The sequence below is a fragment of the Amycolatopsis sp. NPDC005961 genome (assembly GCF_040629235.1).
In the GTDB taxonomy this organism is placed as follows: Bacteria; Actinomycetota; Actinomycetes; order Mycobacteriales; family Pseudonocardiaceae; genus Amycolatopsis; species Amycolatopsis camponoti.
The window spans coordinates 1-22712 of record NZ_JBEXVF010000102.1 but is presented as its reverse complement, the minus strand read 5'-3'; the positions used below and the strand labels follow the sequence as shown (position 1 = coordinate 22712).

The window sequence follows — 22712 nt, the reverse complement described above, 5'->3', positions numbered from 1 at the left end:
CCGCCAGGTATAGGCCCCGGCTCGGCGATGTGCCAAAGTTCGTTCCGTGACGCGGAACAGCGAGACCGGCAACATGCTCGACAAGGCGGCTGCTGTCCTGGCCGTCTACCGTCCGAACGGCGGCTCGTTCCGCCTGACGGAACTCGCCGCCCGGGCAGGGCTGACCAAGACCACGGCGTTCCGCCTGGTCGGCGACCTCGTCCGCCTCGGCTTCCTGGAGCGCGCGGGGGAGCGGTACCGGCTGGGCGGCACGCTGTTCGAGCTGGGTTCGCTCGTGCCCCGCCGTCAGGACCTCCGCGAGGCGGCCCTGCCGTTCCTGCAGGACCTCTTCGAGAGCACCCGCCAGACCGTCCACTTCGGAATCCGTGACGATCGCGAAGTGGTGTACCTCGAACGCATCCACGGCCACGACGCGGTCCCGCTGCCGTCCCGGATCGGCGGCAGGCTCCCGCTCACCTGCACGGCGATCGGCAAGGCGCTGCTCGCGTTCTCCGAGCCCGAGCTGGCGGACGTCATCCTCGCGGATCCGCTGCCGCAGCTGACGTCGTTCTCGATCACCGACCCGGTCCGGCTGCGCACGGCACTGGAGCAAACCCAGGTGTCCGGCCTGGCCTACGAGGAGCAGGAAGCCGCGACCGGCGTGAGCTGCATCGCGGCGCCGGTGTTCAGCGGAGCCGTCGCGGTCGCGGCGCTGTCGGTGGCGGTCCCGCGCGAACAGTTCCGGCCCGCCCACCTGGCCCCGGCGGTCCGGACGGCCGCGCTGGGGTTGTCACGGACCCTGCGCCGGGCCGGTGAGCCGAACCGCTAGGGCCTGTCTGATGATGCCTTGGTCCAGGTGATCACTGCGCGGAGAAGGACCGCTGATCGGTAGACGATGGCTGGACGCCCGTCGCGGGAACCGCGGCGTTTGCGATGCCCGGCCTGATCGGCGGGTTCAGGGATCACGGCGGTGATGCCGCGGTCGCGCGGATGCGCGCGGATCGCCCGCGAGGAGTAGGCCTTGTCGCCACGGAGCCGGTCAGGTCGCGACCGCGTCCAGTCCCGGCGGACGCGCAGGTGGCGCATCAGGTGCGGGAACATCGGTGCGTCGCCGGTCTGGCCGGGTCCGACCAGCGTCACCGTGGGCGGCCGTTGCCGTCGACGAGGTGGTGCACCTTGGTGCTCCGCCCGCGGGAACGGCCGATCGCATGGTCAGGCGGCTCGCCGAGAAGATCCGTGTAGTTCGGCAGCAACCAGCGAGACCTTTTGTCAGGCAGGCCCTAGGCGAGGCGCGGCCCGCACGGTCAGGGCTGGTGCCAGCCGGCCTCGAACTCGCCGCGGTCGGCGCGCTGGACCACGCCGCGCCAGAACTCGAGGGCGGCGTACTCCATGCCCAGCCCGAGTTCCAGGGTGATCATCCGGCCGGCCACGTCTTCGATGTGACCGAAGCGGCGCTGCATCTCCTCGTACTCGGCGATCCGGCGTTCGTGCTGCTCGACCTGCCCCTTCGCGAGCTGCGCCACGTCCTCCGGGCCGGCCAGCTCGCTGAAGAAGAGCTTGATCTCCGCCACGTCGCGCAGCTCGAAGTGCTCGTTGACCGGCTCGGCCATCCAGCCGCGCAGTGCCTTCCGGCCGGCTTCGGTGATCGAGAACGTCTTGCGCCGGCGCCCCGAGTCCTCCTCGTCGAGCTCCAGCAGGCCGGCCTCCTCGAGCCGCTTGGGCTCCGAGTACAGCTGCGCGTGCGGGAAGTTCCAGAAGTACCCCACTGACCGGCCGATCGCGCGCTTCAGGTCGTAGGACGTGGACGGACCGCGCAGCGCGATCATGCCGAGCACCACGTACGACGTCGTCGACAACCGAACCGTTGACATGCTCCGAACCATATCGTAGGTTCGCAACCATCCGAAACAGATGGTCGGTATCAGACCGTCGGTTACGGACGGTAGTTCCGCTCGGCACGATCGCTGTCGCGATGGAGGGACGGTCATGGATCTGGGTACGGTTCTGCGCTGGACGGCGGAGCGTCATCCCCGGCGCCGCGCGGTGGGCGGCAAAAGCCCCATGACCTACGCCGAATGGGACGCCCACACCGACCGCCTGGCCCGGGCGCTGGCCGCCCTCGGCGTCCGGCCCGGCGAGCGCGTGGTGCTCTCGCTGGCCGGTGGCGAACCGCTGGCCAGCCTGCACCTGGCCGCGCAGAAGCTCGGCGCCGTCTCGGTGCCGCTGTCCTTCCGGTTCGCGCCGCCCGAGCTCGCCTACTGCGTCGCCGACGCCGAGCCCGCCCTGGTGATCACCGACGCCTCGACCGCGGCCCTCGCGGACGAGGCGCTGGCCGAGCTGCCCCCGGTGCCCCGGATCGCCTCCGGCACCCCGCACGAGGACACCATCGAACGCCTGGCGCTGCGGCAGCCGAGCGGCTCCCCGGACGTCCGGGTGTCCGATCAGGACATCAGCGTGATGCTCTACACCTCGGGCACCACCGGGAAGCCGAAGGGCGTGCCGCGCACGCACTCCGCCGAGCACCACGCGGCGATCGCGCACCTGATCCAAAGTGGACAGTCCCGCTTCGACGCCACCCTCGGCGTGATGCCGCTGTTCCACACCATGGGGCTGCGCACCCTGCTGGCCACCCTGGTCGGCGCGGGAACCTGGGTGCCGCAGGTGAAGTTCGACGCGGACGAGGCCCTGGACCTGATCACCGCGGAGGGGATCGGTTCGCTGTACCTGGTGCCGACGATCTACTGGTCGCTGGTGCGCACCGGCCGGCTCGCCGAGGCGCGGACCGTGCGCAAGCTGGCCTACGCGGGCTCGTCGATGACCCCGGCACTGGCCGAGCAGCTCGCCGGCGCGCTGGCACCGGAGTCCTTCGTCAACCACTTCGGCAGCACCGAGATCTACACCTTCACCATCGGCCCGGACGTGGTCGCGAAGCCGGGGTCGGCGGGCCGCGCCGGCATCTTCTCCCGGGTCCGGCTGGTGGACCCGGATCCCGCCGCCCCGCCGGACGCCGAGGTGGGGCCGGGGGAGCAGGGGCAGATCGCCGTTTCGATGGCGGGCCCCGAGGCGTTCGCCGGGTACTGGCACCGGCCCGACGCCGACGCCAAGTCCATTCGCGACGGCTGGTACTTCCCCGGCGACCTGGCGATCGCCGACGAGGACGGGGACCTCTGGGTCGCCGGCCGGGTCGACGACATGATCAACTCCGGCGGCGAGAACATCTACCCGGAAGAGATCGAAGACGCGCTGATCCGCTGCGCGGCGGTGCGCGAGCTGGTCGTCGTCGGCATGGCCGACGACCGGTGGGGCCAGGCCGCCACCGCGTTCTTCGTCCCGGGTGAAGGCATGACCCCGGAGCACGCGACGGAGGTGCTGGAGGCCTTCGTCCGCGAGCAGTCCGGGCTGCCGTCCTTGAAGCGCCCCAAGCGGTTCGTCGCCGTCGAGGCCATCCCCAAGTCCGGGGTGGGCAAGATCCTCCGCCGCGAACTGAGCTCCGGTAACTACCGCGCGCTGTCCGACAGCGCCGCAGAAGCAGGCAGGTGAGCCGCATGACCGCAGTCTCCGACAAGCCGGCCAGGAGGACAGCGCGGATCGAGGACCCCGCGCTGCTCACCGGCCGCGGCCGGTTCCTCGACGACCTGGACCCGCTGCCGGGCACGCTGACCGCGGCCGTGGTGCGCAGCCCGCACCCGCACGCCCGGATCCGCGGTGTCGACCTCGAACGCGCCCGCCGGCACCCCGGGGTCGCCGCGGTGATCGGACCTGACGAGGTCAAGGCGGCCCTGCGCCCGTTCCCGCTGGCGCTCAAGGTCCCCATGCCGTACTACCCGACGGCGACGGACAAGGTGCGCTTCGTCGGCGAACCGGTCGCGGTCGTGGTCGCGAACGACCGGTACCTGGCCGAGGACGCCGCGGAACTCGTCGAGATCGACTACGAGCCGCTGCCGCCGGTGGTCGACGTCGAGAAGGCGCTCCTGCCGGAGGCGCCGCGGCTGCACGAGGACGCGGACGGCAACGTCGCGACCGACCGGACCTTCACCTTCGGCGACGTGGACGAGGTGTTCGCCAAGGCGGATCACGTCGTGAAGGGCAAGTACCACTTCCCGCGCTACTCCTCGACCCCGATGGAGTGCTACTCGGTCGTCGCCGAGTGGCAGGACGAAGGGGACGGCCCGGCCATCCAGGCCTGGGCGAACTTCCACGGCCCGTTCTCGATGGTGGCGGTGCTGGCCGGGGCCTTCGGCCTGCCCACGTCGCGGATCCGGCTGATGATCCCGGCCGACAACGGCGGCAGCTTCGGCATCAAGGCGGGCATCTACCCCTACGTCGCGCTGATGGCGCTGGCCAGCAAGCACGCGGGCCGGCCGGTGCGCTGGACCGAAGACCGCATCGAGCACCTGCTGGCCAGCTCCGCCGGATCCGACCGGGCCATGTGGTTCGAGGCCGCCGTCTCGGCCGACGGCACGGTGCAGGGGCTGCGGACCGACCTGGTGGACAACGTGGGTGCCTACCTGCGGCCGCCGGAACCCAGCACGCTGTACCGCTGCTTCGGCAACATCACCGGCGCGTACAAGATCGACGCCGTCCAGATCCGCTCGCGAGCCGTGGTCACGAACAAGACACCCACCGGGCTCAACCGCGGCTTCGGCGGCCAGCAGCTGTACTTCGGCCTGGAACGGCTGATGGACAAGGTCGCCGAGACCTGCGGCCTGGACCCGGTCGAGCTGCGCCGGCGGAACTTCGTGCGGCACGAGGACTTCCCGTACGCCACCCCGAGCGGCGGCATCTACGACTCCGGCGACTACCACCGCGCGCTGGACATGGTCGTGAAGAACGCGGACTACCAGGCCCTGCGGGAAGAGCAGCGGGAAGCGCGGGCGCGGGGCGAGTACTTCGGCCTCGGCGTGGCCACCATCGTCGACCCGTCCGCGACCAACATCGGCTACGTCGGCCTGGCCACCCCGGCCGAGCAGCGGGCGTCCGGGCGCGGCAAGTCCGGGTCCACCGAGCACGTCCGGATCAGCGTGGACCCCAGCGGGCTGGTCTCGGTGCTGCTGGGCACCGTGCCGCAGGGCCAGGGCCACGCCACCGTCGCGCAGCAGGTGGTCGCCGGCCAGCTCGGGCTTCCGCTCGACCAGGTGCGCCCCATCGTCGAGATGGACACCGCCACCACGCCGTGGACGATCAGCTCGGGCAGCTACTCCTCGCGCTTCGCGCCGCTGCTGACCAGCGCGCTGGTCGAGGCCGCGGAAAAGCTCGCGGAGACCATCAAGATCGCCGGCGCCACCTTGCTCGGCGTCGCGGCCGAGGACGTGGAACTCCACGAGGGCCGGATCCGGCTGCGCGCCGAGCCGGGCCGGGCGGTCTCGTTCAAGCACGCCGCCGGGCTGGTGCACTGGGACCCCGGCTCGCTGCCGGAAGGGACCTCCGCGCGGCTGTACGAGGAGGCCGCGTTCACCCCGCCGCAGTCGAAGGCGGCGAGCCGCTCGGACCAGATCAACTCGAGCCTGTGCTACGGCTTCGTCGCCGAACTGGCCGTCGTCCGGATCGACGCGGAGACCCGGGAGCTCAAGCTCGAGCGGGTGGTCACCGTGCACGACGCCGGCACGATCCTCAACCCGACCCTGCTCGAAGGCCAGGTGCACGGCGCGCTCGCGCACGCACTGGGCGGCGCGCTCTTCGAGGAGATGCGCTACACGGACGCCGGGCAGCCCACCGCCACCTTCATGGACTACCTGTGCCCGACCTCCGCCGAAACCACTTTCGAGCTGAACAGCGACCACCTGGAAACGCCGTCGCCGCTGACCAGGCTCGGCGCGAAGGGCTGCGGCGAAGGCAGCTGCATGAGCCTGCCGGTCGCGATCGCCAACGCGGTCGCGGACGCGCTCGCCCCGGCCGGTGTCGACATCACCAGCCTGCCCCTGCACGGAAACGTGCTCCACGAGCTGCTGACCGGCAGCGCTTCGGAAACCGAAAGGAACCACTGACGATGGCACTCACCGGAGGCGAGATCAGGCTCGACCGCGGCCACGACGGCCGGGTCGCCTACCTGACCCTCGATCACGGCAAGTACAACATCATCACCTGGGAGACCCGTCAGGTGATGGCCGACCGGTTCGCCGAGATCGACGCCGACAACGAGATCAAGGTCGTCGTCATCCAGGCCGAGGGGGAGCACTTCTCCTCCGGCGGCGACATCGCCGGGTTCATGGAGGTCGACCCGATCGACTTCACCGACCTGGGCCAGAACGTCACCGCCCCGGCGCGCAGCCCCAAGCCGGTGATCACCGCCGTCGACGGCTACTGCTTCGGCGTCGGGCTCGAACTCGCGCTGTCCACCGACATCCGGGTGGCGACGAAGCGCGCCGAGTTCGCGCTGCCGGAGATGCGGCTGGGCATGATCCCCGGCTCCGGTGGCACGCAGCGCCTCGCCCGGCTGATCGGTCTTTCCCGGGCGAAGTACCACGTGATGACCGCGTCGCGGATCAACGCACAGCAGGCGGGCGACTGGGGCCTGGTGGCGAACGTGGTCGAGGACCGCGCCGCCCTGGACGCCGAGGTGGAGCGGATCGTGGGCGTGCTGCTCGGGTTCTCCCCGCTGGCCGCCCGCACCGCCAAGGAGGTGCTCGACAAGGGCATCGACGCGCCGCTGTACTCCGGCATCGAGCTGGAGCGCAAGGCGTACTCGATGCTGCGCTCCAGCAACGACTTCGCCGAGGGCGTCGCCGCGTTCCACGAGAAGCGCGCGCCGAAGTTCCAGGGGCGGTGAGCTGAAACCATGAAGGCCGCACCCTTCGCCTACGTCCGGCCGTCGAGTCTGCCCGACGCGATCGCCGAACTCGCGAGCACGGGCGGCGGCGGCAAGGTCATCGCGGGTGGGCAGTCACTGGTCCCGGTCTTGGCCATGCGGCTCGCCCGCCCGGAAACCTTGGTGGACATCACTTCCGTGCCGGAGCTCGACCGGATCGGCACCGCGGGCGGGTACCTGGAGATCGGCGCCACGGTGCGCCAGCGCCGGGTCGAGCGGGACCCGGTCAGTGCCGCGGTTCCCCTGCTGGGCATGGCCCTGCCGTGGGTCGGGCACCGGGAGCTGCGCAGCCGGGGCACCGTGTGCGGGAGCCTCGCGCACGCCGACCCGGCCGCCGAGCTGCCGGCCGTGGCGTGCTGCCTGAACGCCGAGCTGACCGTGACCGGACCCGGCGGCGCCCGCCGGGTGCCGGCGCGGGAGTTCTTCTCCGGCGCGATGACCACCGCGCTCGGGGCCGACGACATCCTGACCGCGGTGCGGTTCCCGGTCGCCGGGACGGGCGAGGGTTTCGGGTTCGCCGAGATCGCGCGCCGGCACGGCGACTTCGCGCTCGCCGGGGTTGTCGCCCGGGTCCGGGTGCGCGGTGCGGAAACCGACGCGGAGCTGACCGGGTTCGGCGTGTCCGACCGGCCGGTCACCCGCTCGGTCAGCGGTGAGCTGGGCGCCGCGCTGCGCGGCGGCGACGTGAGCCGGGCCCTGGCCGGCCCGCTCACCGCGGTGGCGGAGGAGCTGGTCGACACCGACGGCGACGCCCACGCGTCCCGCGACTACCGCCGCCGGCTGTTCCGCACGCTGGCGGTCCGGGAACTGACCAAGGCATACGAGCGCGCTCGCCGGAGCGCCGGTGAGGTGGACTCATGACGACCGAAGTGGTGGCGCAGAACGGAAAACCCCGGGCCGTCAAGGCCGCGGCGGACGATCTCGTCGAGGTCAGGATGACGGTGAACGGCACCCCCGCCGTGCTCAGCCTGCCCGCGCGGGTGACGCTCGCCGACGCGCTGCGCGACCACCTCGGGCTCACCGGCACGCACGTGGGCTGCGAGCACGGCGTGTGCGGGATGTGCACGGTGCTCGTGGACGGCGAGGCGGCCCGGGCCTGCCTGCTGTTCGCGGTCCAGCTCGACGGGGCGGAGATCGTCACCGTGGAGGGCCTCGGCCGGCCGGACGACCTGCACCCGCTGCAGGAGGCCTTCGGCCGCAACCACGCGCTGCAGTGCGGTTTCTGCACGCCGGGCTTCCTGATGAGCTCCTACGACCTGCTCAGCAACCAGCCCGAGGTGACCGAGGAGGAACTGCCCGAGCAGCTGTCCGGGGTCATCTGCCGCTGCACGGGCTACCGCAACATCCTCACCGCGGTCAAGGAAACCCAGGAGGCGCACCCCGACGGCATCCCCGCCCCGGGCAACTGCGCGCACCGCGCGCTCGTCGGCCGGGCCACCGGGCAGGCGGGCGGCAGCACCGACGGCCGCGAGGCCGCCGAGGTCACCGAAGACACCCGCCGGATCGACATCGTGCTGCCGGACGGGGACCCGACGATCGCCGTCGACATCAGGACCGAGATCGGCGTGCCGGTGGACGCGGTGTGGCGCGTGGTCGACGACATCTCGCTGCTCGCCCGCTGCCTGCCCGGCGCGGAGCTCACCGAAGACCTGGGCGAGGACCACTACGCCGGCCGCGCGCGCGTCTCGGTGGGCCCGATCAAGCTCTCGTTCAAGGGGGTCGCGCACGTCGTCGAGCACGACCGCGCCGGTCAGCGCCTGCGTGTCCTCGCGCAGGGGCAGGACACCGGTGGCGCGCAGACCCAGGCCGACATCGTGCTGCGCACCGAGGCCACGGCCACCGGCACCGCGATGCGGGCCGAGGCGAAGGTGTACCTCACCGGCCGCATCGCCCAGTTCGGCCGGGCGCTGGCCGGAGACGTGAGCCGCCGCATGTTCGAGCAGTTCGCGGACGCCCTGCGCGAAGCCGCGACGTCCGGGCAGGCACCCAGCGGCCCGGTCAAGGCGCCGAGCGCGCTGAAACTCCTGTTCGTCCCTCTGATCGACCGGATCCGGGCCGTCCTGCGCCGGAAGTCCCGCTGATCCCTATCCCGTAAGGGGAAAATCTTGGCACCCGATATCGCACCACGGTCAAAGTCGCCTCGTGCCGCGGTATTCGCTTCCGTCGCCGGCTGGTCCTTCGACCTGTTCGACCTGTTCCTGCTGCTCTACGTGGCCGGGCCGATCAGCAAGACCATCTTCCCGAGCAGCAGCCCGACCCTGGGCATCGCCGCGGTGTTCGGCTCGTTCGCGGTCACCGTCGTGATGCGCCCGGCGGGTGCCGCGATCTTCGGCGAGCTGGCGGATCGCAAGGGCCGCAAGTCGACGATGGTGCTGGTGATGGGCGGCGTCGGCGTCACCACGGCCGCGATGGGCCTGGTCCCGTCCCACGCCGCGGTGGGCGTGCTCGCCCCGATCCTGTTCCTCGCGCTGCGGATCGCGCAGGGACTGTTCGTCGGCGGCGTCACCGCGACCACGCACACGCTCGGCACGGAGAGCATCGGCCCGCGCCGGCGTGGCTTGATGAGCGGGCTGATCGGGGCCGGGGGAGCGGGCCTCGGTGCCGCGCTGGCCAGCCTGGCCTACATCGTGGTCTCGGCGATCTTCACCGGCCCCGCGTTCGACCAGTGGGGCTGGCGGGTGCTGTTCTTCTGCGGGCTGCTCAGTGCGCTGCTGAGCCTGTTCGTGCTGCGCAAGGTCGAGGAATCCCCGGAGTTCGAGGGGAAACGGCAGGCTCCGGTGCCGTTCCGGGAGCTGGTCCGGGGCCGCGGCAAGAAGATCCTCGCGCTGAACATCGCGGTGGCCGCCGGTGGTGGCGCGCAGTACTACCTGACGTCCGGCTACCTGCCCACCCTGCTCGGCGAGGTGGTCGGGGTCCCGGCCGGCGCGCGCGGCATCATCCTGCTGGTGAGCAGCGTCGTGGTGATCGGGGCCGCGATCGGCGCGGGCGAGCTGAGCGAACGGCTCGGCCGCCGCCGGACCATGCTCGGGTTCGGCCTGGTCAACCTGGTCGCGCTGCCGGTGCTGACCTGGGGGATCGCCTCCGTGGGCGGCGGGCATGGCGTGGTGGTGGCCCTGCTGTGCGCGGTCATGGTGATGCTGTCCAACGCCGCGTACGCGCCGCTGATGATCTTCCTCAACGAGCGGTACCCGACCGGGCTGCGGGCCAGGGGCACCGCGGTGAGCTGGAACCTCGGCTTCATGCTGGGCGGCCTGATGCCGACCCTGGTGAGCCTGCTCAGCCCGGAGCTGTCGGACGTGCCCTCGCGGCTCGCGCTCTTCCTGGTGGGCGCGACCCTGGTGTTCGTCGTCGCGATCTGGGCCGCCCCGGAAACCCGGGGCGCGCTCGATCGGGAGCGTCACGCCCGGACCGTCACCGACGAAACCACCCCTGCCTGACGGCGGTGCCGCGGGGCCGATCGGCCCCGCGGGCCTGACCGGCACCCCGATCTTCATGCCCTCAGGACCAGGAGCGATTCCCTCCGGCTCGGCAGAATACGAACTCGTCCTACTCCGAAAGGACGTTCGCCGAGCGGGAGGGGAGCCGCGCCATGGCCGAGCCGAGAGAGCACGCCGACCAGACGCGTCGGGATGCCTGTCTCCCGGTGTGCGTGCGCCGGGGACTGTGGGTGTGCACCTGCCAGGTCCGCCGGGACGTCACCGTGCTGGCGGTGGGCGGTGAAGTGGACGTGGCCGGCCTCGCCGACCTGCGTACCGCGTTCGGGGGCGTGCTGGCGACGGGCAACCGGCTCGTGGTCGTGGACCTGGGCCGGGTCGGGTTCTTCAGTGCGGGCGGTGTCGGCGTCCTGGAGCACACGCGGCTCACGCTTCGGGACGCCGGAATCCCGATGCGTCTGGCCCGCCCGTCACGGGCCGTGCTGCGCCCGCTCACCGTGCTCGGCCTGGTCGGCCGGTTCGACATCCACGCCGGCATCGGCCGGGCCGTCACGGCGCCGACCGGCGGTGGATAAGCGCCGAGGCCCGCATGTCATGAACGACTCGTTCAGGTCGTCTGACGAGGTGAACGAGTCGTTCATGACATGGGGAAGCCGGTCGGCCGCACGATCGCGACCTTGCCGGGGCCCCGGGTCAGTACCGTCGGGTGGCCGGCGTGCGCATGGCCGGGACTCGGTAGGCCCACTGCGGTGCCCGGCGTTCCTGCCGTGAGCGCCGGATCAGGACCAGCAGCCACAGCACTCCGAGCAGCGCGATCACGCCCTGGCCCACCCAGGTCGTCACGGTGTACACCGTCGTCACGTCCTCGGGCGGCGGCACGAGGACGCGCGGGTCGTACACCGCCACCTGCCCGGTCAGCAGCAGGGTGACCACCAGCGCGATGGTCGACATGGAGTCCCACAGAGCGTGCAGCAGCGCGACGCCGAGGAAAGCCAGCCCCAGGCGCAGGCTCAGCACGAAGTGCTCGCGCGTGCTCCACGCGAACAGCAGCCCGCCCAGGATGGCGGTCCACAGCCCGTGTCCGACCGGAGCGAGCAGCCCGCGCAGCAGCTCGGTCGTGACCAGGTCGGTCAGCGACAGGCCCTGCGCGGTGAACAACGACGTGAGCGCGTAGCCCGCGGATTCGAAGGCGGCGAAGCCGAAGCCGACGGTCGCGCCGAGGATGAGCCCGTCCCGCATGGACTTCACGGCCAGCCCGCGCGTCAGCAGGGCGAGCGCGACCAGCTTGACGGCCTCCTCGATGAGCCCGACCCACACGTACAGCCACACCGACGGGTACAGCAGGTAGGCCTCCAGCACCGAAGCGCCGAGGACGCCCAGCACCCCGCCGACGAGGAAGTTCCGGAACACCAGCTCGGCGGTGATCTCCCCGGAGTCGCGGCGCTCGAACGCCCACGCCACGAACGTCACCGGCACCAGGAAGCTGCCGAGCAGCACGAGCGTCGGCAGCAGGTTGGGGTTGCCGGTCGCGTACGTCACGATGACCGAGAGCACCCACAGCACCAGGCCGATCACGAAGATCCGGGCCCACGTCCGTCGCTGGGGACGGCCGACGGTGGTCATCGGCGCCTCCCGAACCGCTCGCCGCGGCCGGTGGCGCCGGTGTCGACGAACGCGCGGAAACGGGCGGGGGAGCCGGGTTCGGCGACCCCGTCGAAGCCCTGCGGGCAGTGCAGTGTCGCCCACTGCCGCAGGCCGCCTTCGAAGGCGGCCCGGTACTGCGCGAAGACTTCGGCGAGGGCCTCGTCGTCCAGCTCGTACAGCACGGGCGGGGTCAGCCCGATCAGCTCCAGCGTGCCGCCGTCCGCCGTCAGCCGGTCGCCGAAGCGGTGCAGCAGAACGAGGAGGTCGTCGCCGGGCCGCTCGACCCGGGACAGGTCGACGACGAACTGGCGGGCGCCCGCGTGGACCAGCCCGGCCAGGTATCCCGCGACCGTCCGCAGCGCCGCCGCGTCCATCCAGCCGGCGATCGCGACGACCGTGTAGCGCCCCGGATGCAGGGTCGAGCTGATGGTGAGTTCGCGCGGGGGTGCCGCGCGGCTGAGCAGGTGATCCAGTTCCGTGAGCGCGATGGGCGGATGGGAAAGCCTGGTGGTCATGGGGATCCTCCGGTTGTCAGCGTTCTTGCGCGAGGTGCTCGTGCACCAGCCGGACGGCCATGGCGCCCTCGCCCACCGCCGAGGCCACCCGCTTCACCGAGCCGTGCCGGACGTCGCCGACGGCGAACACGCCGGGACTGCTCGTCTCCAGTGGCAACGGCGCTCGCGATGACCCCGCGCCCACGTCCGCGCCCGTGAGCACGAACCCGTCTTCGTCGAGCGCGATGTGGCCGGACAGCCAGCGTGTGTGGGGAGCGGCCCCGATGAAGACGAACAACGCGCGGGCGTCGAGCCGGGTTCGCTCGTGGGTGCGGTTGTCCTCGACCTCGACGCCCGACATCGTCTTGCCGTCCTCGACGACCTCGCGGACCTCGGTGTGCAGGTGGACCCGGATCCGCGGGTGCCGCTGGACCTGGTCGACCAGGTAGCGCGACATGTCCGCGCCGAGATCGCCGCCGCGCACCAGCAGGTGCACCACGGGCGAGGTGTCCGCCAGGAACACCGCGGCCTGTCCGGCGGAGTTGCCGCCGCCGACCACGGCGACCGGGTCGGCCAGGCACTGCCGGGCTTCCTGCGGGGTCGCGGCGTAGTAGAGGCACGTGCCTTCGAGGTACTCGAGTTTCGGGAGCGGCAGGCGCCGGTACCGGGCTCCGGTCGCGATGATCACCGTGCGCGTGACGATTTCGGTGCCGTCGTCGAAGCCCACCGCGTACAACCCACCGCGCGGGGCGAGCGTGCGGGCCTCGCCCGGGACGGCGACCCGGACCCCGAACTTGGCCGCCTGGAGCACCGAGCGCTCGGCCAGCTCCGCCCCCGAGATCCCGGACGGGAAGCCGAGGTAGTTTTCGATCCGCGACGTGGTGCCGGCCTGCCCGCCCGCCGCGACGGCGTCGAACGCCGACGTCACGAGCCCTTCCGAGGCGGCGTAGACGACCGCCGCGAGCCCGCCGGGCCCGGCGCCGACCACGAGCATGTCGCGCACGCCGGCCGAGGGTTCCTGGTGCCGCAGCCCGACCGCGCGGGCCAGTTCGGCGTTGCCGGGGTTGCGCAGCACGCCGTCGCCGGGCAGCACCACCACCGGGGTCTGGTCGACGGTGACGCCGAGCCGGCGCAGCAGCGCCTCGGCCCCGCGGTCCTCGTCGAGGTCGTCCAGCCGGTACGGCAGGCGGTTGCGGGCCACGAACTCCAGCAGCCGCCGGGTGTCCGGCGAGTAGCACGAGCCGACGATCCGCAGTCCGTCGCCGGAGCCGATGATGAGCGCGCGGCGGATGAGGTAGGCCCGCAGGATCAGGTCGCCGAGGACCGGGTCGCCGGTCACCAGCCGCTGCAGCTCGCCGACCGGGAGGACGAGCACCTCGCCGGGTTCGGCGGCGACGGCGCCGAAGAACGACGGCTGCCCTTCGAGCAGGCCCAGTTCGCCGAGGAACCGCCCGGGACCGTGGACGCGCACGGTCCTGGTCTCGTCGCCTTCGCGGTGCTGGATGGCGACCTTGCCGCTCAGGACGACGTACCAGCTCGTCGACTGTTCCCCTTGCGCGTAAAGCACTTCACCCGGCCGCACCGCCCGACGCTCGCCCGCGGCGGAGAGCGTGTCGAGCTGCTCGCGGGTCAGCCGGGGGAACGCGCCGTGCGGATCCGGGGTCTCGACGAGGTCTTCCGCCGAGAGCGTCATACGAACACCTCGTGCACGTAGCACCAGCGCCAGTTCTCGCCGGGCTCGAACGAGCGGACGATGGGGTGGCCGATGGCGTGGGCGTGCTGTCGCGCGTGCTTCATCGGCGACGAGTCGCAGCAGCCGACGTGCCCGCAGGTCAGGCACAGCCGCAGGTGCACCCACGGGGTCCCGGCGGCGAGGCACTCCTGGCAGCCCTGGGGCGTCCGGGGCACGACCTCGCGGACGAGGGCCAGGTGGGGGTCGGTGACGGTCGTCATGTCTTCGCCTCCTGTACGGAGTTCAGCGCCTGGTCGAGCCAGTCGCGCAGCACGTTCTCCGGGGCCGCGCCCGCCTGCCGCCGGACGACTTCGCCGCCGTGCAGCACCAGGAGCGTCGGCACGGCCATGACGTCGAACCGGCGCGAAATCTCCGGCGCCCGGTCGACGTCGACCTTCACCAGCTTCACCTTCCCGGCCCGCGCGCGGGCGAGCCGGTCCAGCGCCGGGCTCACCGAGCGGCAGGGGCCGCACCAGGTGGCCCACAGGTCGACGAGCACCGGAAGCCCGGCCTGCTCGGCGATCTGCGCGAAGTCGCCGTCGCCCGCGTCGACCACCCACGGCAGCGGCTGGTGGCAGTTCCCGCACTTCGGTGATCCGTCGGCGGCGACGGGAATCCGGTTGCTCTTCCCGCAGTGCTCACAGGTGACAACGACGGTCCTCATGCTGCTGCCTCCTTGTCGGACGCCCGGAAGTCGACGGTCAGGTCGCCGTCGGCCGCGTCGACCACGATCACCAGCCCCTCGGTCAGCTCGCCGCGCAGCAGCGCGCGCCCGATCCGGGTCTCGACCTCGTGGGAGATGTAGCGGCGCAACGGCCGGGCGCCGTACACCGGGTCGAACCCGCGCCCGGCGATGAACTGCCGCGCCGCGGGGGTGAGCTCGACCGTGATGCCCTGCTCGGCCAGCCGGCGGCGCAGCTGGTCGAACTGCAGCTCCACGATCCGCTCGATCTCCGGCAGCCCCAGCGGGGTGAACAGCACGGTGTCGTCGAGGCGGTTGAGGAACTCGGGCCGGAAGTGGTGGCGCAGTTCGGCCAGCACCGCGTCCCGCGCTTCCGCCTTGATCTCGCCGGACGACGTGACGCCGTCGAGCAGGTGCTGCGAGCCGATGTTGGACGTCATGATGATCACCGTGTTGCGGAAGTCGACCAGCCTGCCCTGCGCGTCGGTGATCCGCCCGTCGTCGAGCACCTGCAGCAGCGTGTTGAACACGTCCGGGTGCGCCTTCTCGATCTCGTCGAACAGCACCACCGCGTACGGCTTGCGCCGCACCGCTTCGGTGAGCTGGCCGCCCTCGTCGTAGCCGACGTACCCCGGCGGCGCGCCGAGCAGCCGGGAGACCGTGTGCCGCTCCTGGTACTCGCTCATGTCGAGCCGGACCATGTTGTCCTCGCTGTCGAACAGCGCCGCGGCCAGGGTCTTCGCCAGCTCCGTCTTGCCGACCCCGGTCGGGCCGAGGAAGAGGAACGACCCGATCGGCTTGCGCGGGTCGCGGATGCCGGAGCGGGCGCGGATGATCGCGTCGGCGACCAGCCGGACGGCCTCGTCCTGCCCGACGACCCGTTCGTGCAGGATCTCGTCTAGCCGCAGCAGCTTTTCGCGCTCGCCTTCCTGCAGCCTCGACACCGGGATGCCGGTCCACTGCGACACGATCTCGGCGATCTCGTCCTCGGTGACGACCTCGCGCAGGAGCCGCTTCTCGCCCTGCTTCCGGGCCAGCCGTTCCTCCTCGCCCTCGAGCTGGCGCTCCAGCTCGCGGATCTCGCCGTAGCGCAGCTCGGCGGCGCGGTTGAGGTCGTAGTTCCGTTCCGCCTCTTCGGCTTCGTGGCGCACCCGCTCCAGTTCGGACCGCAGCTCCTGGACACGCCGGATCGCCTGGCGTTCGGCGTCCCACTGCGCCTTCTTGGCGTCGGTTTCGGCCCGCAGGTCCGCCAGCTCCTTGCGGAGCTCCTCGAGCCGCGCCTTGCTCGCCTTGTCGGTTTCCTTGGCCAGTGCGGCTTCCTCGATCTCCAGCCGCGTCAGCCGCCGGGTGAGCTCGTCGAGCTCGGCCGGCATCGAGTCGATTTCCGTGCGCAGCCGCGCGCACGCCTCGTCGACGAGGTCGATCGCCTTGTCCGGCAGGAACCGGTCGCTGATGTAACGCTGCGACAGCACGGCCGCGGCCACGAGCGCGGCGTCCTGGATCTTGACACCGTGGAACACCTCGAGCCGTTCCCGCAGTCCGCGCAGGATGGAGATGGTGTCCTCGAGGGCCGGTTCGGGCACGACGACCGGCTGGAACCGCCGCTCCAGCGCGGCGTCCTTCTCGATGTGCTTGCGGTACTCGTCCAGCGTGGTCGCGCCGATCATGTGCAGTTCGCCGCGGGCGAGCATCGGCTTGAGCATGTTGCCGGCGTCCATCGCGCCTTCGGTGGCGCCCGCGCCGACGATCGTGTGGAGCTCGTCGACGAACAGGATGATCCGGCCCTCGGCCGCCTTGACCTCGCCGAGCACGGCCTTGAGCCGTTCCTCGAACTCCCCGCGGTACTTGGCCCCGGCCACCAGCGCGCTCATGTCGAGCGAGAAGATCGTGCGGTCCCGCAGGCCCTCCGGCACGTCGCCGCGCACGATCCGCTGCGCGAGCCCTTCCACGATCGCGGTCTTGCCGACGCCGGGATCGCCGACGAGCACGGGGTTGTTCTTCGTCTTGCGGGAGAGGATCTGGACGACGCGGCGGATCTCGGTGTCGCGCCCGATCACCGGGTCGAGCTTGCCGGCGCGTCCGTCGGCGACCAGGTCGCGGCCGTACTTCTCCAGTGCCTCGTAGGCACCCTCGGGCGTCGCCGACGTGACGCGCTGGTTGCCGCGGACCTTCGTCAACGCGGTCAGGAACGCGTCGCGGGTGACGCCGTGGTCGTGCAGGATCCGCCCGGCCGCCGACTTCGTCCCCTCCTCGGCCAGCGCCAGGACCAGGTGCTCGACGGAGACGTATTCGTCCTTGAGCCGCCGGGCTTCCCGCTCCGCCGTGTCGAGCACCCCGGCCAGCCGCCGGGTGAGGTACACCTGCCCGGGCGACGCGCCGGGCCCGGTCACCTTCGGCCGGCGCCCGACCTCCGCCTCGACCGCGGCGCGCAGCGCGTCGACGTCCGCGCCGGTCTGCGCGAGCAGCCGCGGCACGAGGCCCTCGGGCTGGTCGATCAGCGCGAGCAGCAGGTGCTCGCCGTCGGTTTCGGTGTGGCCGGAGCGTCCGGCGATGCTTTGGGCTTCCTGCAGGGCTTCCTGCGACTTCTGGGTCAGCTTGTTCATGTCCATCGCCGACGGCTCCTGACTTGTCCTTCGAGGACGTCGATGCGGTCGAGCAGGTCGAGCACCAGCCCGAGCGCCGCGTAGTTGAGGGGCAGGGCGGCGCGCAACCGCTGGATCCGGGCCAGCCTGGCCACTGTGGACAGGGGAAAGCACGGCCGCCCGTTCGCGTCCGGGGTCGTCTCCACCAGGCCGAGGGCGGCGAACCGGCGGAGCAGCTCGGGGTGCAGCCCGGTGCGCGCCGCCACGGTCTCGAGGTCGAGCCGCGCCGGGCGGACGAGCACGTACTGCGCCATCAGGTCCTCCTGGGGTCGAAGTCGGACACCGCGGCGAGCTCTTCGAACAGCTCGCGTTCACGCTTGTTCGGGCGCTTCGGCACCATGATCTTGACCTCGGCGTAGAGGTCGCCGGGCTTGCCCTTCCGGTTCGGCATGCCCTCGCCGCGCAGCCGCAGGCGCCGCCCGCTGGACGACCCGGCGACGACGCGCGCCTTCACCTCGCCGCCGGGAGTGGTGACCGGGACGGTGGCCCCGAGCGCGGCCTCCGACGCCGTCACCGGGAGCTCGACGTGGATGTCGCGCCCTTCGAGCCGGTACCGGCGGTCCGGCCGGATGCGGACGACGAGGAACAGGTCGCCGGGGGCCGCGTTGCCCGAGCCCTGGCCGCCCTGGCCGGCCAGCCGGATGCGCTGGCCGTCGAGCACGCCCGGTGGGATCGTGACGTCGTATTCGCGGTCACCGCCGATGTTCAGGTGCCGCCGCCCGCCGCGATAGGCCTCCTCGACGGTCAGCTCGAGCTCGGCCTCCTGGTCCGCGCCCGGGACCGGGCCACCGCGCCCCCGGCTGCCGGTGAAGAAGCCGCCGAGGAGGTCCTCGATGTCGATGCCTTCGAACCCCTCGAAGCCCCCGCCACCGCCGGTGGTGGTGCTGCGCACGCGGCGGCCGCGCGGTCCGGCACCGGCGCCGACGCGCTGTTCCCAGTCGTCGGGCACCTGCCGGAAGTCCTCGCCGAACCGGTCGTACTTGCGCCGTTGCTCCGGGTCGGACAGGACCTGGTAGGCCTCGCTCACCTCCTTGAACCGCTCTTCGGCCTTCGGGTCCTTGTTGACGTCCGGGTGGTTCTCGCGGGCGAGTTTCCGGTACGCCCGCTGGATTTCCTCGGTGCCGGCATCCCGGCCGACCCCGAGCGCGGCGTAGAAGTCCCGTGCCACGAACGCTCACCCCCGCGGCTTCGCCACGGTGACCGCGGTCGGCCGCAGCTGCCCGCCGCCGGTCCCGTACCCGGGCCGGACGACGCGGGTCACCGTGTTGGGCTCGGCGTCCGGGTCGTCGACGACGGCGACCACCTCGTGGCGGGCCGGGTCGAACGGGACGGCGCTCTCGTCGTCGCGCCCGTACCCGAGCCCGGCGAGCAGCTGGACGGCCTGGTCGCGGATCGCCAGCACCCCCTGCACGACGGCGGTGGGATCCGCTCCGGCGTGCGCGAGCGCCAGTTCGAGGTTGTCGATGATCGGGAGGAACGCCGCGGCGACCCGGGCCCGTTCGGCCCCGCGCTCGGCGCGCAGCTCCGCCGCGTGCCGCTTGCGCTGGTTGTCCGCGTCGGCCATCGCCCGGCGCCAGCGGTCCTCCAAGTCGGCGACCTTCGCCTCCAGCTCCCGGATCCGCTCTTGCCCCACCGCCGGAACGGGCGCGTCCTGGGGGCCGGACTCGGCGCCCGTCCCGGCGGCGTCCGCGGAGGCTGTCCCCTGCTCCGCGGATTTCCCTGTGGTGGCCATGGTTTCCTCACGCCCGGTCGAAGTCGGCGTCGATCACGTCGTCGTCCTCGGCCCGTGCCTGCTCCGGCGGCGGACCGCCGTTCGCGCCCGGCCGGGCCGCGCTGAGCCCGGCCAGCACCTGCTGCAGTTCCGAGGTCAGCTCGCGCACCCGGTCCAGCGGCGCTTCCGACTGGACGGCTTCGCGCGCGTCGTTCACCAGCATCTCCGCGCGGGCCTTCTCGTGCGCCGGCGTCTGGTCCGTGATCGCCTTCTCGACCTGGTAGGCGGCCGTGTCCAGCAGGTTGCGCGCCTCGACCTCCTCGCGGAGGCGTTCGTCGTCGGCGCGGTTGCGCTCGGCCTCGCTGATCATCCGTTCGATGTCGGACTGGTCGAGGTTCGAGCTTTCGGTGATCGTGATGCCCTGCTCGGCACCGGTGTCCTTGTCGCGGGCGGTGACGTTGACGATGCCGTTAGCGTCGACGTCGAACGTCACCTCGACCTGCGGCTCGCCGCGCGGCGCCGGCCGGATGTCCTTGAGCTGGAACCGCCCGAGCACCCGGTTGTCGGCCGCGCGCTCGCGTTCGCCCTGCAGCACCACGACGTCGACGGCGGGCTGGTTGTCCTCCGCGGTGGAGAACACCTCCGTGCGCCGCGCCGGGATGGTCGTGTTCCGCTCGATGATCTTCGTCATCACCCCGCCGCGGGTCTCCACGCCCAGCGAAAGCGGTGTGACGTCGAGCAGCAGGACGTCCTTGACCTCGCCCGTGAGGACCCCGGCCTGCACGGCGGCGCCGAGCGCGACGACCTCGTCCGGGTTGACGCTCATGTTCGGGTCCTTGCCGTTGGTGAGCCGGCGGACCAGGCTCTGCACGGCGGGGATCCGGGTCGAGCCGCCGACGAGGATGACCTCGTCGATGTCGTTCGCGCTCACCTTGGCGTCGGACATCGCCTGGCGCACCGGGCCGAGGCAGCGCTCGACCAGGTCCGCGGTGATCTGTTCGAACTCCGAGCGCCGGATGGTGGCGGTCAGGTGCTTGGGCCCGCCCGCGTCGGCGGTGATGAACGGCAGGTTGACGCTCGTCTGGCTGACCGAGGACAGCTCGACCTTGGCCTTCTCCGCCGCTTCGAACAGCCGCTGCAGGGCCTGGGCGTCCTGCCGCAGGTCGATGCCGTTGTCCGAGCGGAACTTGTCGGCGAGGAAGTCCACGATCCGGCGGTCGAAGTCGTCGCCGCCGAGGTGGCTGTCGCCCGCGGTGGACCGCACCTCGACCACGCCGTCGCCGACGTCGAGCAGGCTGACGTCGAACGTGCCGCCGCCGAGGTCGAAGACCAGCACGGTCTCCTGCTGCTGGGAGTCCAGCCCGTAGGCCAGCGCGGCCGCGGTCGGCTCGTTGATGATCCGCAGGACGTTCAGCCCGGCGATCTTCCCGGCGTCCTTGGTGGCCTGCCGCTGCGCGTCGTTGAAGTACGCGGGCACGGTGACCACGGCCTCGGTCACCCGCTCGCCGAGGTTCTTGCCCGCGTCGTCGGCCAGCTTGCGCAGCACCAGCGCGCTGATCTCCTCCGGCGAGTAGAGCTTGCCGCGGATGTCGAAGCGGACCACGCCGCCCTCTCCCTCGACGACGTCGAACCCGACCGCCTTGGCCTCGTCGGACACCTCGTCGAACTTGCGGCCGATGAACCGCTTCGCCGAGTAGATGGTGCCCTTCGGGTTGAGGATCGCCTGCCGGCGGGCGAGCTGCCCGACCAGCCGTTCGCCGCTGTCGGTGAACCCGACGACCGAGGGGGTCGTCCGGGCGCCCTCGGTGTTGGCGATGACCCTCGGCTCACCCCCTTCCCAGACGGCGATCACCGAGTTGGTGGTGCCGAGGTCGATCCCGACCGCCTTGGCCATCACGCACCTCCGGACGTGGGGGGCAGCTGCGCCAGCAGCGCGCGGGCCTCGTCGGCGACTTCGGCGTCGGCGACGACCTCGTAGCGGGCGGGCGCCATCGCGCGGACCGACGCGAAGTCCCGGCGGCCGCGCTGCAGTGCGTGCACGACCAGCCCGAAGACCGCTCCGACGATCGCGCCGAAGACGAGCCCGTAGAGCGAGAGCGTCAGCGTGGCGAGGACCGGGTTGAACCAGTTGAACAGGCCGAAGAGCCAGCCGATGAGGAGCCCGGTCAGCGCGCCGGAGCCGGCTCCGCGCAGGGCGGCGCCGCCGTAGTCGAGGCGGCCGATGATCTGCTCGACCAGCTGCACGTCGCGGCCGATGATGGCCGTCCGCTGCACCGGGAAGCCCCGGTCGGAAAGGTGGTCGACGGCGCGCTCCGCGTCGCGGTAGTCGTCGTACGAAGCGATGGGGACACGTTCGGTGGCGTGGCGTGGGGCGGGCGCGGTCGCGCCCGGCTGTGCGGTCATGGGTCGCCTCCTAGGCGTTCGCGTGTTTCTTCGGCCCGAGGTTCGCCCGGCTCGGCGACGGGATCCGGAGGGTCAGGACGCCGCGCTCGAAGCCGGCCGGCAGCGGGAGGTGTCCAGCTCCCGATCACGGAAGGGATCGAAGCGCTCAATGCCATGATCTTGTGCCGTTCCGGTGCGGATCATCCTGCTGGGACGGTCCGACCCGAACCGATTTCGCGTTCGTTTCCGATCCCCCTTACCGTCGCGAATTCGCCCACCGCCTCGCGTCAGCCCCACGGGACGAATTTCCGGGAACCACTTCGACCCGGCGGAACAGATCGGCACGGCGTAGGGTGCAAAACGCCAGGTCTGCGGCGAGGAGGCCGGAAATGACGACCGAGGACGAGGGGTTCTCGCGAGTCCGCCAAGCCACGTCGGACAGCGGGTGGCGTGCCCAGCTGTCGGATCTTCACGGCCTTTTCGCCATTTCGACGATGATGTTCGACGGCCGCGAAGCGGCGGACATCCTGCGGCTCGCCGCCACCTCGGTGCCGACGCTGAGCGGCTGCGAGACCGAGGCCGCGTTCCTCGTCGACGAGGACGGCACGAGCACCCTGCAGGACGACGTGCGCGAGGTTCATCCCGACCTCGGCGCGGAGGTCGGCGGGATGGACGGGCGGAGCGGGCGGATCGACCTCGCCGACGGCCGGTGGCGCTGGTGCTACGCGCTGCGCGAGCCGGGCGGCCCGGGCGGGCTGACGGCCAACCTCGTGGTCGGCGCCGAGCACCCCCCGCCGCGTGACGAACTCTTCCTGCTCGGATCGCTCGGCCAGCAGACCGCCGCGGCGCTGGCGAACTCCGCGCTGCTCAAGCGGGAGCGGCGGCAGTCGGTGGCGCTGCGGGAGCTCAACGATCAGCTGTCCGCGTCGGTGGAGCGGCTCAAGCAGCAGAAGCTGGTGCACGACGTGCTGTCCACCGTCCCGGCTTCCGGGGCCGGCGAGCCGGGCATCGCGCACGCGCTGCACCAGCTGACCGCGCTGCCGGTAGCGATTGAGGATCGGTTCGGCAACCTGCGCGCGTGGGGCGGCCCCGGCCGCCCGGACCCGTACCCCAAGGTCGGCGTGCACCGGCGCGAGGAGCTGCTCCGGCACGCCGCGACCCTGTCCGAGCCGGTCCGGGTGAAGGACCGGCTCATCTCCCTGGTGCG

Annotated in this window: 21 protein-coding genes and 1 pseudogene; 9 read left to right on the top strand and 13 right to left on the bottom strand. The window is 71.8% G+C overall.

Features of this window, described 5'->3' with window-relative positions; all coding sequences use genetic code 11:
- The first annotated feature begins 46 nt into the window (after window positions 1-46).
- The gene (locus ABZ342_RS45445; protein WP_360487293.1) at window positions 47-808 is read left to right on the top strand and encodes an IclR family transcriptional regulator; all 762 of its coding nucleotides are present in this window, start codon (window positions 47-49) and stop codon (window positions 806-808) included.
- Here ABZ342_RS45445 and ABZ342_RS45440 read toward each other — a convergent pair.
- Together ABZ342_RS45440 and ABZ342_RS45435 are read right to left on the bottom strand one after the other, a co-directional pair.
- Window positions 805-1119 carry a transposase gene (locus ABZ342_RS45440; protein WP_360487290.1) on the bottom strand — a complete coding sequence of 105 codons (315 nt, stop codon included), beginning with the start codon at window positions 1117-1119 and terminating at the stop codon, window positions 805-807. The two genes, ABZ342_RS45445 and ABZ342_RS45440, sit on opposite strands and share 4 nt — an antisense overlap.
- Window positions 1120-1283: 164 nt before the next feature.
- Window positions 1284-1850, bottom strand: a complete 567-nt coding sequence (locus ABZ342_RS45435; RefSeq protein WP_360487287.1) for a PadR family transcriptional regulator — start codon at window positions 1848-1850, stop codon at window positions 1284-1286.
- 115 nt (window positions 1851-1965) lie between these two features.
- On the opposite strand from ABZ342_RS45435, the gene ABZ342_RS45430 reads away from it, so the two are divergent.
- From ABZ342_RS45430 to ABZ342_RS45400, 7 genes are all read left to right on the top strand, one after another.
- Window positions 1966-3519 carry an AMP-binding protein gene (locus ABZ342_RS45430; RefSeq protein ID WP_360487284.1) on the top strand — a complete coding sequence of 518 codons (1554 nt, stop codon included), beginning with the start codon at window positions 1966-1968 and terminating at the stop codon, window positions 3517-3519.
- 5 nt (window positions 3520-3524) lie between these two features.
- Window positions 3525-5963 (top strand): xanthine dehydrogenase family protein molybdopterin-binding subunit, encoded by a 2439-nt coding sequence (locus tag ABZ342_RS45425; RefSeq protein WP_360487281.1) that lies wholly within the window; start codon window positions 3525-3527, stop codon window positions 5961-5963.
- A 2-nt stretch (window positions 5964-5965) separates the two neighbouring features.
- Window positions 5966-6745, top strand: a complete 780-nt coding sequence (locus tag ABZ342_RS45420; RefSeq protein ID WP_360487278.1) for an enoyl-CoA hydratase/isomerase family protein — start codon at window positions 5966-5968, stop codon at window positions 6743-6745.
- Window positions 6746-6754: 9 nt separating this feature from the next.
- Window positions 6755-7645, top strand: coding sequence for an FAD binding domain-containing protein (locus ABZ342_RS45415; RefSeq protein ID WP_360487275.1), 891 nt, complete (start codon window positions 6755-6757; stop codon window positions 7643-7645).
- Window positions 7642-8865, top strand: a complete 1224-nt coding sequence (locus ABZ342_RS45410) for a 2Fe-2S iron-sulfur cluster-binding protein (RefSeq protein WP_360487272.1) — start codon at window positions 7642-7644, stop codon at window positions 8863-8865. Before ABZ342_RS45415 ends, ABZ342_RS45410 begins: the two co-directional genes overlap by 4 nt.
- Before the next feature lie 24 nt (window positions 8866-8889).
- Window positions 8890-10221, top strand: coding sequence for an MFS transporter (locus tag ABZ342_RS45405; RefSeq protein WP_360487269.1), 1332 nt, complete (start codon window positions 8890-8892; stop codon window positions 10219-10221).
- A gap of 152 nt (window positions 10222-10373) precedes the next feature.
- Window positions 10374-10793 (top strand): STAS domain-containing protein, encoded by a 420-nt coding sequence (locus ABZ342_RS45400; RefSeq protein ID WP_360487266.1) that lies wholly within the window; start codon window positions 10374-10376, stop codon window positions 10791-10793.
- Between the two features lie 118 nt (window positions 10794-10911).
- Here ABZ342_RS45400 and ABZ342_RS45395 read toward each other — a convergent pair whose 3' ends face one another.
- Genes ABZ342_RS45395 through ABZ342_RS45345 form a run of 11 tightly spaced genes read right to left on the bottom strand, consistent with a single transcriptional unit; the run spans window position 10912 to window position 21526 of the window.
- Window positions 10912-11841 (bottom strand): PrsW family glutamic-type intramembrane protease, encoded by a 930-nt coding sequence (locus tag ABZ342_RS45395; RefSeq protein ID WP_360487263.1) that lies wholly within the window; start codon window positions 11839-11841, stop codon window positions 10912-10914.
- Window positions 11838-12377 carry an STAS domain-containing protein gene (locus tag ABZ342_RS45390; RefSeq protein ID WP_155546804.1) on the bottom strand — a complete coding sequence of 180 codons (540 nt, stop codon included), beginning with the start codon at window positions 12375-12377 and terminating at the stop codon, window positions 11838-11840. The genes ABZ342_RS45395 and ABZ342_RS45390 overlap by 4 nt, the downstream gene beginning before the upstream one ends.
- 16 nt (window positions 12378-12393) lie before the next feature.
- Window positions 12394-14049, bottom strand: coding sequence for an FAD-dependent oxidoreductase (locus ABZ342_RS45385; RefSeq protein WP_360487259.1), 1656 nt, complete (start codon window positions 14047-14049; stop codon window positions 12394-12396).
- Window positions 14046-14309 (bottom strand): UBP-type zinc finger domain-containing protein, encoded by a 264-nt coding sequence (locus ABZ342_RS45380; RefSeq protein WP_155546806.1) that lies wholly within the window; start codon window positions 14307-14309, stop codon window positions 14046-14048. The genes ABZ342_RS45385 and ABZ342_RS45380 overlap by 4 nt, the downstream gene beginning before the upstream one ends.
- Window positions 14306-14752 carry a thioredoxin gene (trxA, locus tag ABZ342_RS45375; protein WP_360487256.1) on the bottom strand — a complete coding sequence of 149 codons (447 nt, stop codon included), beginning with the start codon at window positions 14750-14752 and terminating at the stop codon, window positions 14306-14308. Before trxA ends, ABZ342_RS45380 begins: the two co-directional genes overlap by 4 nt.
- Window positions 14749-17379, bottom strand: coding sequence for an ATP-dependent chaperone ClpB (gene clpB / locus ABZ342_RS45370; RefSeq protein ID WP_360487253.1), 2631 nt, complete (start codon window positions 17377-17379; stop codon window positions 14749-14751). Before clpB ends, trxA begins: the two co-directional genes overlap by 4 nt.
- A complete protein-coding gene (locus ABZ342_RS45365; protein WP_155546809.1) occupies window positions 17370-17666 on the bottom strand; it encodes a chaperone modulator CbpM in 297 nt (98 codons plus the stop codon). Before ABZ342_RS45365 ends, clpB begins: the two co-directional genes overlap by 10 nt.
- Entirely contained in the window at window positions 17666-18580 is a 915-nt protein-coding gene (locus ABZ342_RS45360; protein ID WP_360487249.1) for a J domain-containing protein, read from the bottom strand. The genes ABZ342_RS45365 and ABZ342_RS45360 overlap by 1 nt, the downstream gene beginning before the upstream one ends.
- Before the next feature lie 6 nt (window positions 18581-18586).
- On the bottom strand, window positions 18587-19144 hold the full coding sequence (locus ABZ342_RS45355) for a nucleotide exchange factor GrpE (protein WP_360487246.1): 558 nt from the start codon (window positions 19142-19144) through the stop codon (window positions 18587-18589).
- A gap of 7 nt (window positions 19145-19151) precedes the next feature.
- On the bottom strand, window positions 19152-21017 hold the full coding sequence (gene dnaK, locus ABZ342_RS45350) for a molecular chaperone DnaK (protein ID WP_360487243.1): 1866 nt from the start codon (window positions 21015-21017) through the stop codon (window positions 19152-19154).
- Window positions 21017-21526 carry a general stress protein gene (locus tag ABZ342_RS45345; RefSeq protein ID WP_360487240.1) on the bottom strand — a complete coding sequence of 170 codons (510 nt, stop codon included), beginning with the start codon at window positions 21524-21526 and terminating at the stop codon, window positions 21017-21019. The genes dnaK and ABZ342_RS45345 overlap by 1 nt, the downstream gene beginning before the upstream one ends.
- 368 nt (window positions 21527-21894) lie before the next feature.
- On the opposite strand from ABZ342_RS45345, the pseudogene ABZ342_RS45340 reads away from it, so the two are divergent.
- A pseudogene (locus tag ABZ342_RS45340) lies at window positions 21895-22712 on the top strand (transcriptional regulator); the annotation flags it as partial.

Excerpts from the sequence above, each read along its gene's own strand:
- ABZ342_RS45435 (WP_360487287.1), bottom strand. The coding sequence starts at position 1,850 with ATGTCAACGGTTCGGTTGTCGACGACGTCGTACGTGGTGCTCGGCATG.
- ABZ342_RS45430 (WP_360487284.1), top strand. The coding sequence starts at position 1,966 with ATGGATCTGGGTACGGTTCTGCGCTGGACGGCGGAGCGTCATCCCCGG.
- ABZ342_RS45425 (WP_360487281.1), top strand. The coding sequence starts at position 3,525 with ATGACCGCAGTCTCCGACAAGCCGGCCAGGAGGACAGCGCGGATCGAG.
- ABZ342_RS45420 (WP_360487278.1), top strand. The coding sequence starts at position 5,966 with ATGGCACTCACCGGAGGCGAGATCAGGCTCGACCGCGGCCACGACGGC.
- ABZ342_RS45415 (WP_360487275.1), top strand. The coding sequence starts at position 6,755 with ATGAAGGCCGCACCCTTCGCCTACGTCCGGCCGTCGAGTCTGCCCGAC.
- ABZ342_RS45410 (WP_360487272.1), top strand. The coding sequence starts at position 7,642 with ATGACGACCGAAGTGGTGGCGCAGAACGGAAAACCCCGGGCCGTCAAG.
- ABZ342_RS45400 (WP_360487266.1), top strand. The coding sequence starts at position 10,374 with ATGGCCGAGCCGAGAGAGCACGCCGACCAGACGCGTCGGGATGCCTGT.
- ABZ342_RS45395 (WP_360487263.1), bottom strand. The coding sequence starts at position 11,841 with ATGACCACCGTCGGCCGTCCCCAGCGACGGACGTGGGCCCGGATCTTC.
- ABZ342_RS45390 (WP_155546804.1), bottom strand. The coding sequence starts at position 12,377 with ATGACCACCAGGCTTTCCCATCCGCCCATCGCGCTCACGGAACTGGAT.
- ABZ342_RS45385 (WP_360487259.1), bottom strand. The coding sequence starts at position 14,049 with ATGACGCTCTCGGCGGAAGACCTCGTCGAGACCCCGGATCCGCACGGC.
- ABZ342_RS45380 (WP_155546806.1), bottom strand. The coding sequence starts at position 14,309 with ATGACGACCGTCACCGACCCCCACCTGGCCCTCGTCCGCGAGGTCGTG.
- trxA (WP_360487256.1), bottom strand. The coding sequence starts at position 14,752 with ATGAGGACCGTCGTTGTCACCTGTGAGCACTGCGGGAAGAGCAACCGG.
- clpB (WP_360487253.1), bottom strand. The coding sequence starts at position 17,379 with ATGGACATGAACAAGCTGACCCAGAAGTCGCAGGAAGCCCTGCAGGAA.
- ABZ342_RS45365 (WP_155546809.1), bottom strand. The coding sequence starts at position 17,666 with ATGGCGCAGTACGTGCTCGTCCGCCCGGCGCGGCTCGACCTCGAGACC.
- ABZ342_RS45355 (WP_360487246.1), bottom strand. The coding sequence starts at position 19,144 with ATGGCCACCACAGGGAAATCCGCGGAGCAGGGGACAGCCTCCGCGGAC.
- dnaK (WP_360487243.1), bottom strand. The coding sequence starts at position 21,017 with ATGGCCAAGGCGGTCGGGATCGACCTCGGCACCACCAACTCGGTGATC.
- ABZ342_RS45345 (WP_360487240.1), bottom strand. The coding sequence starts at position 21,526 with ATGACCGCACAGCCGGGCGCGACCGCGCCCGCCCCACGCCACGCCACC.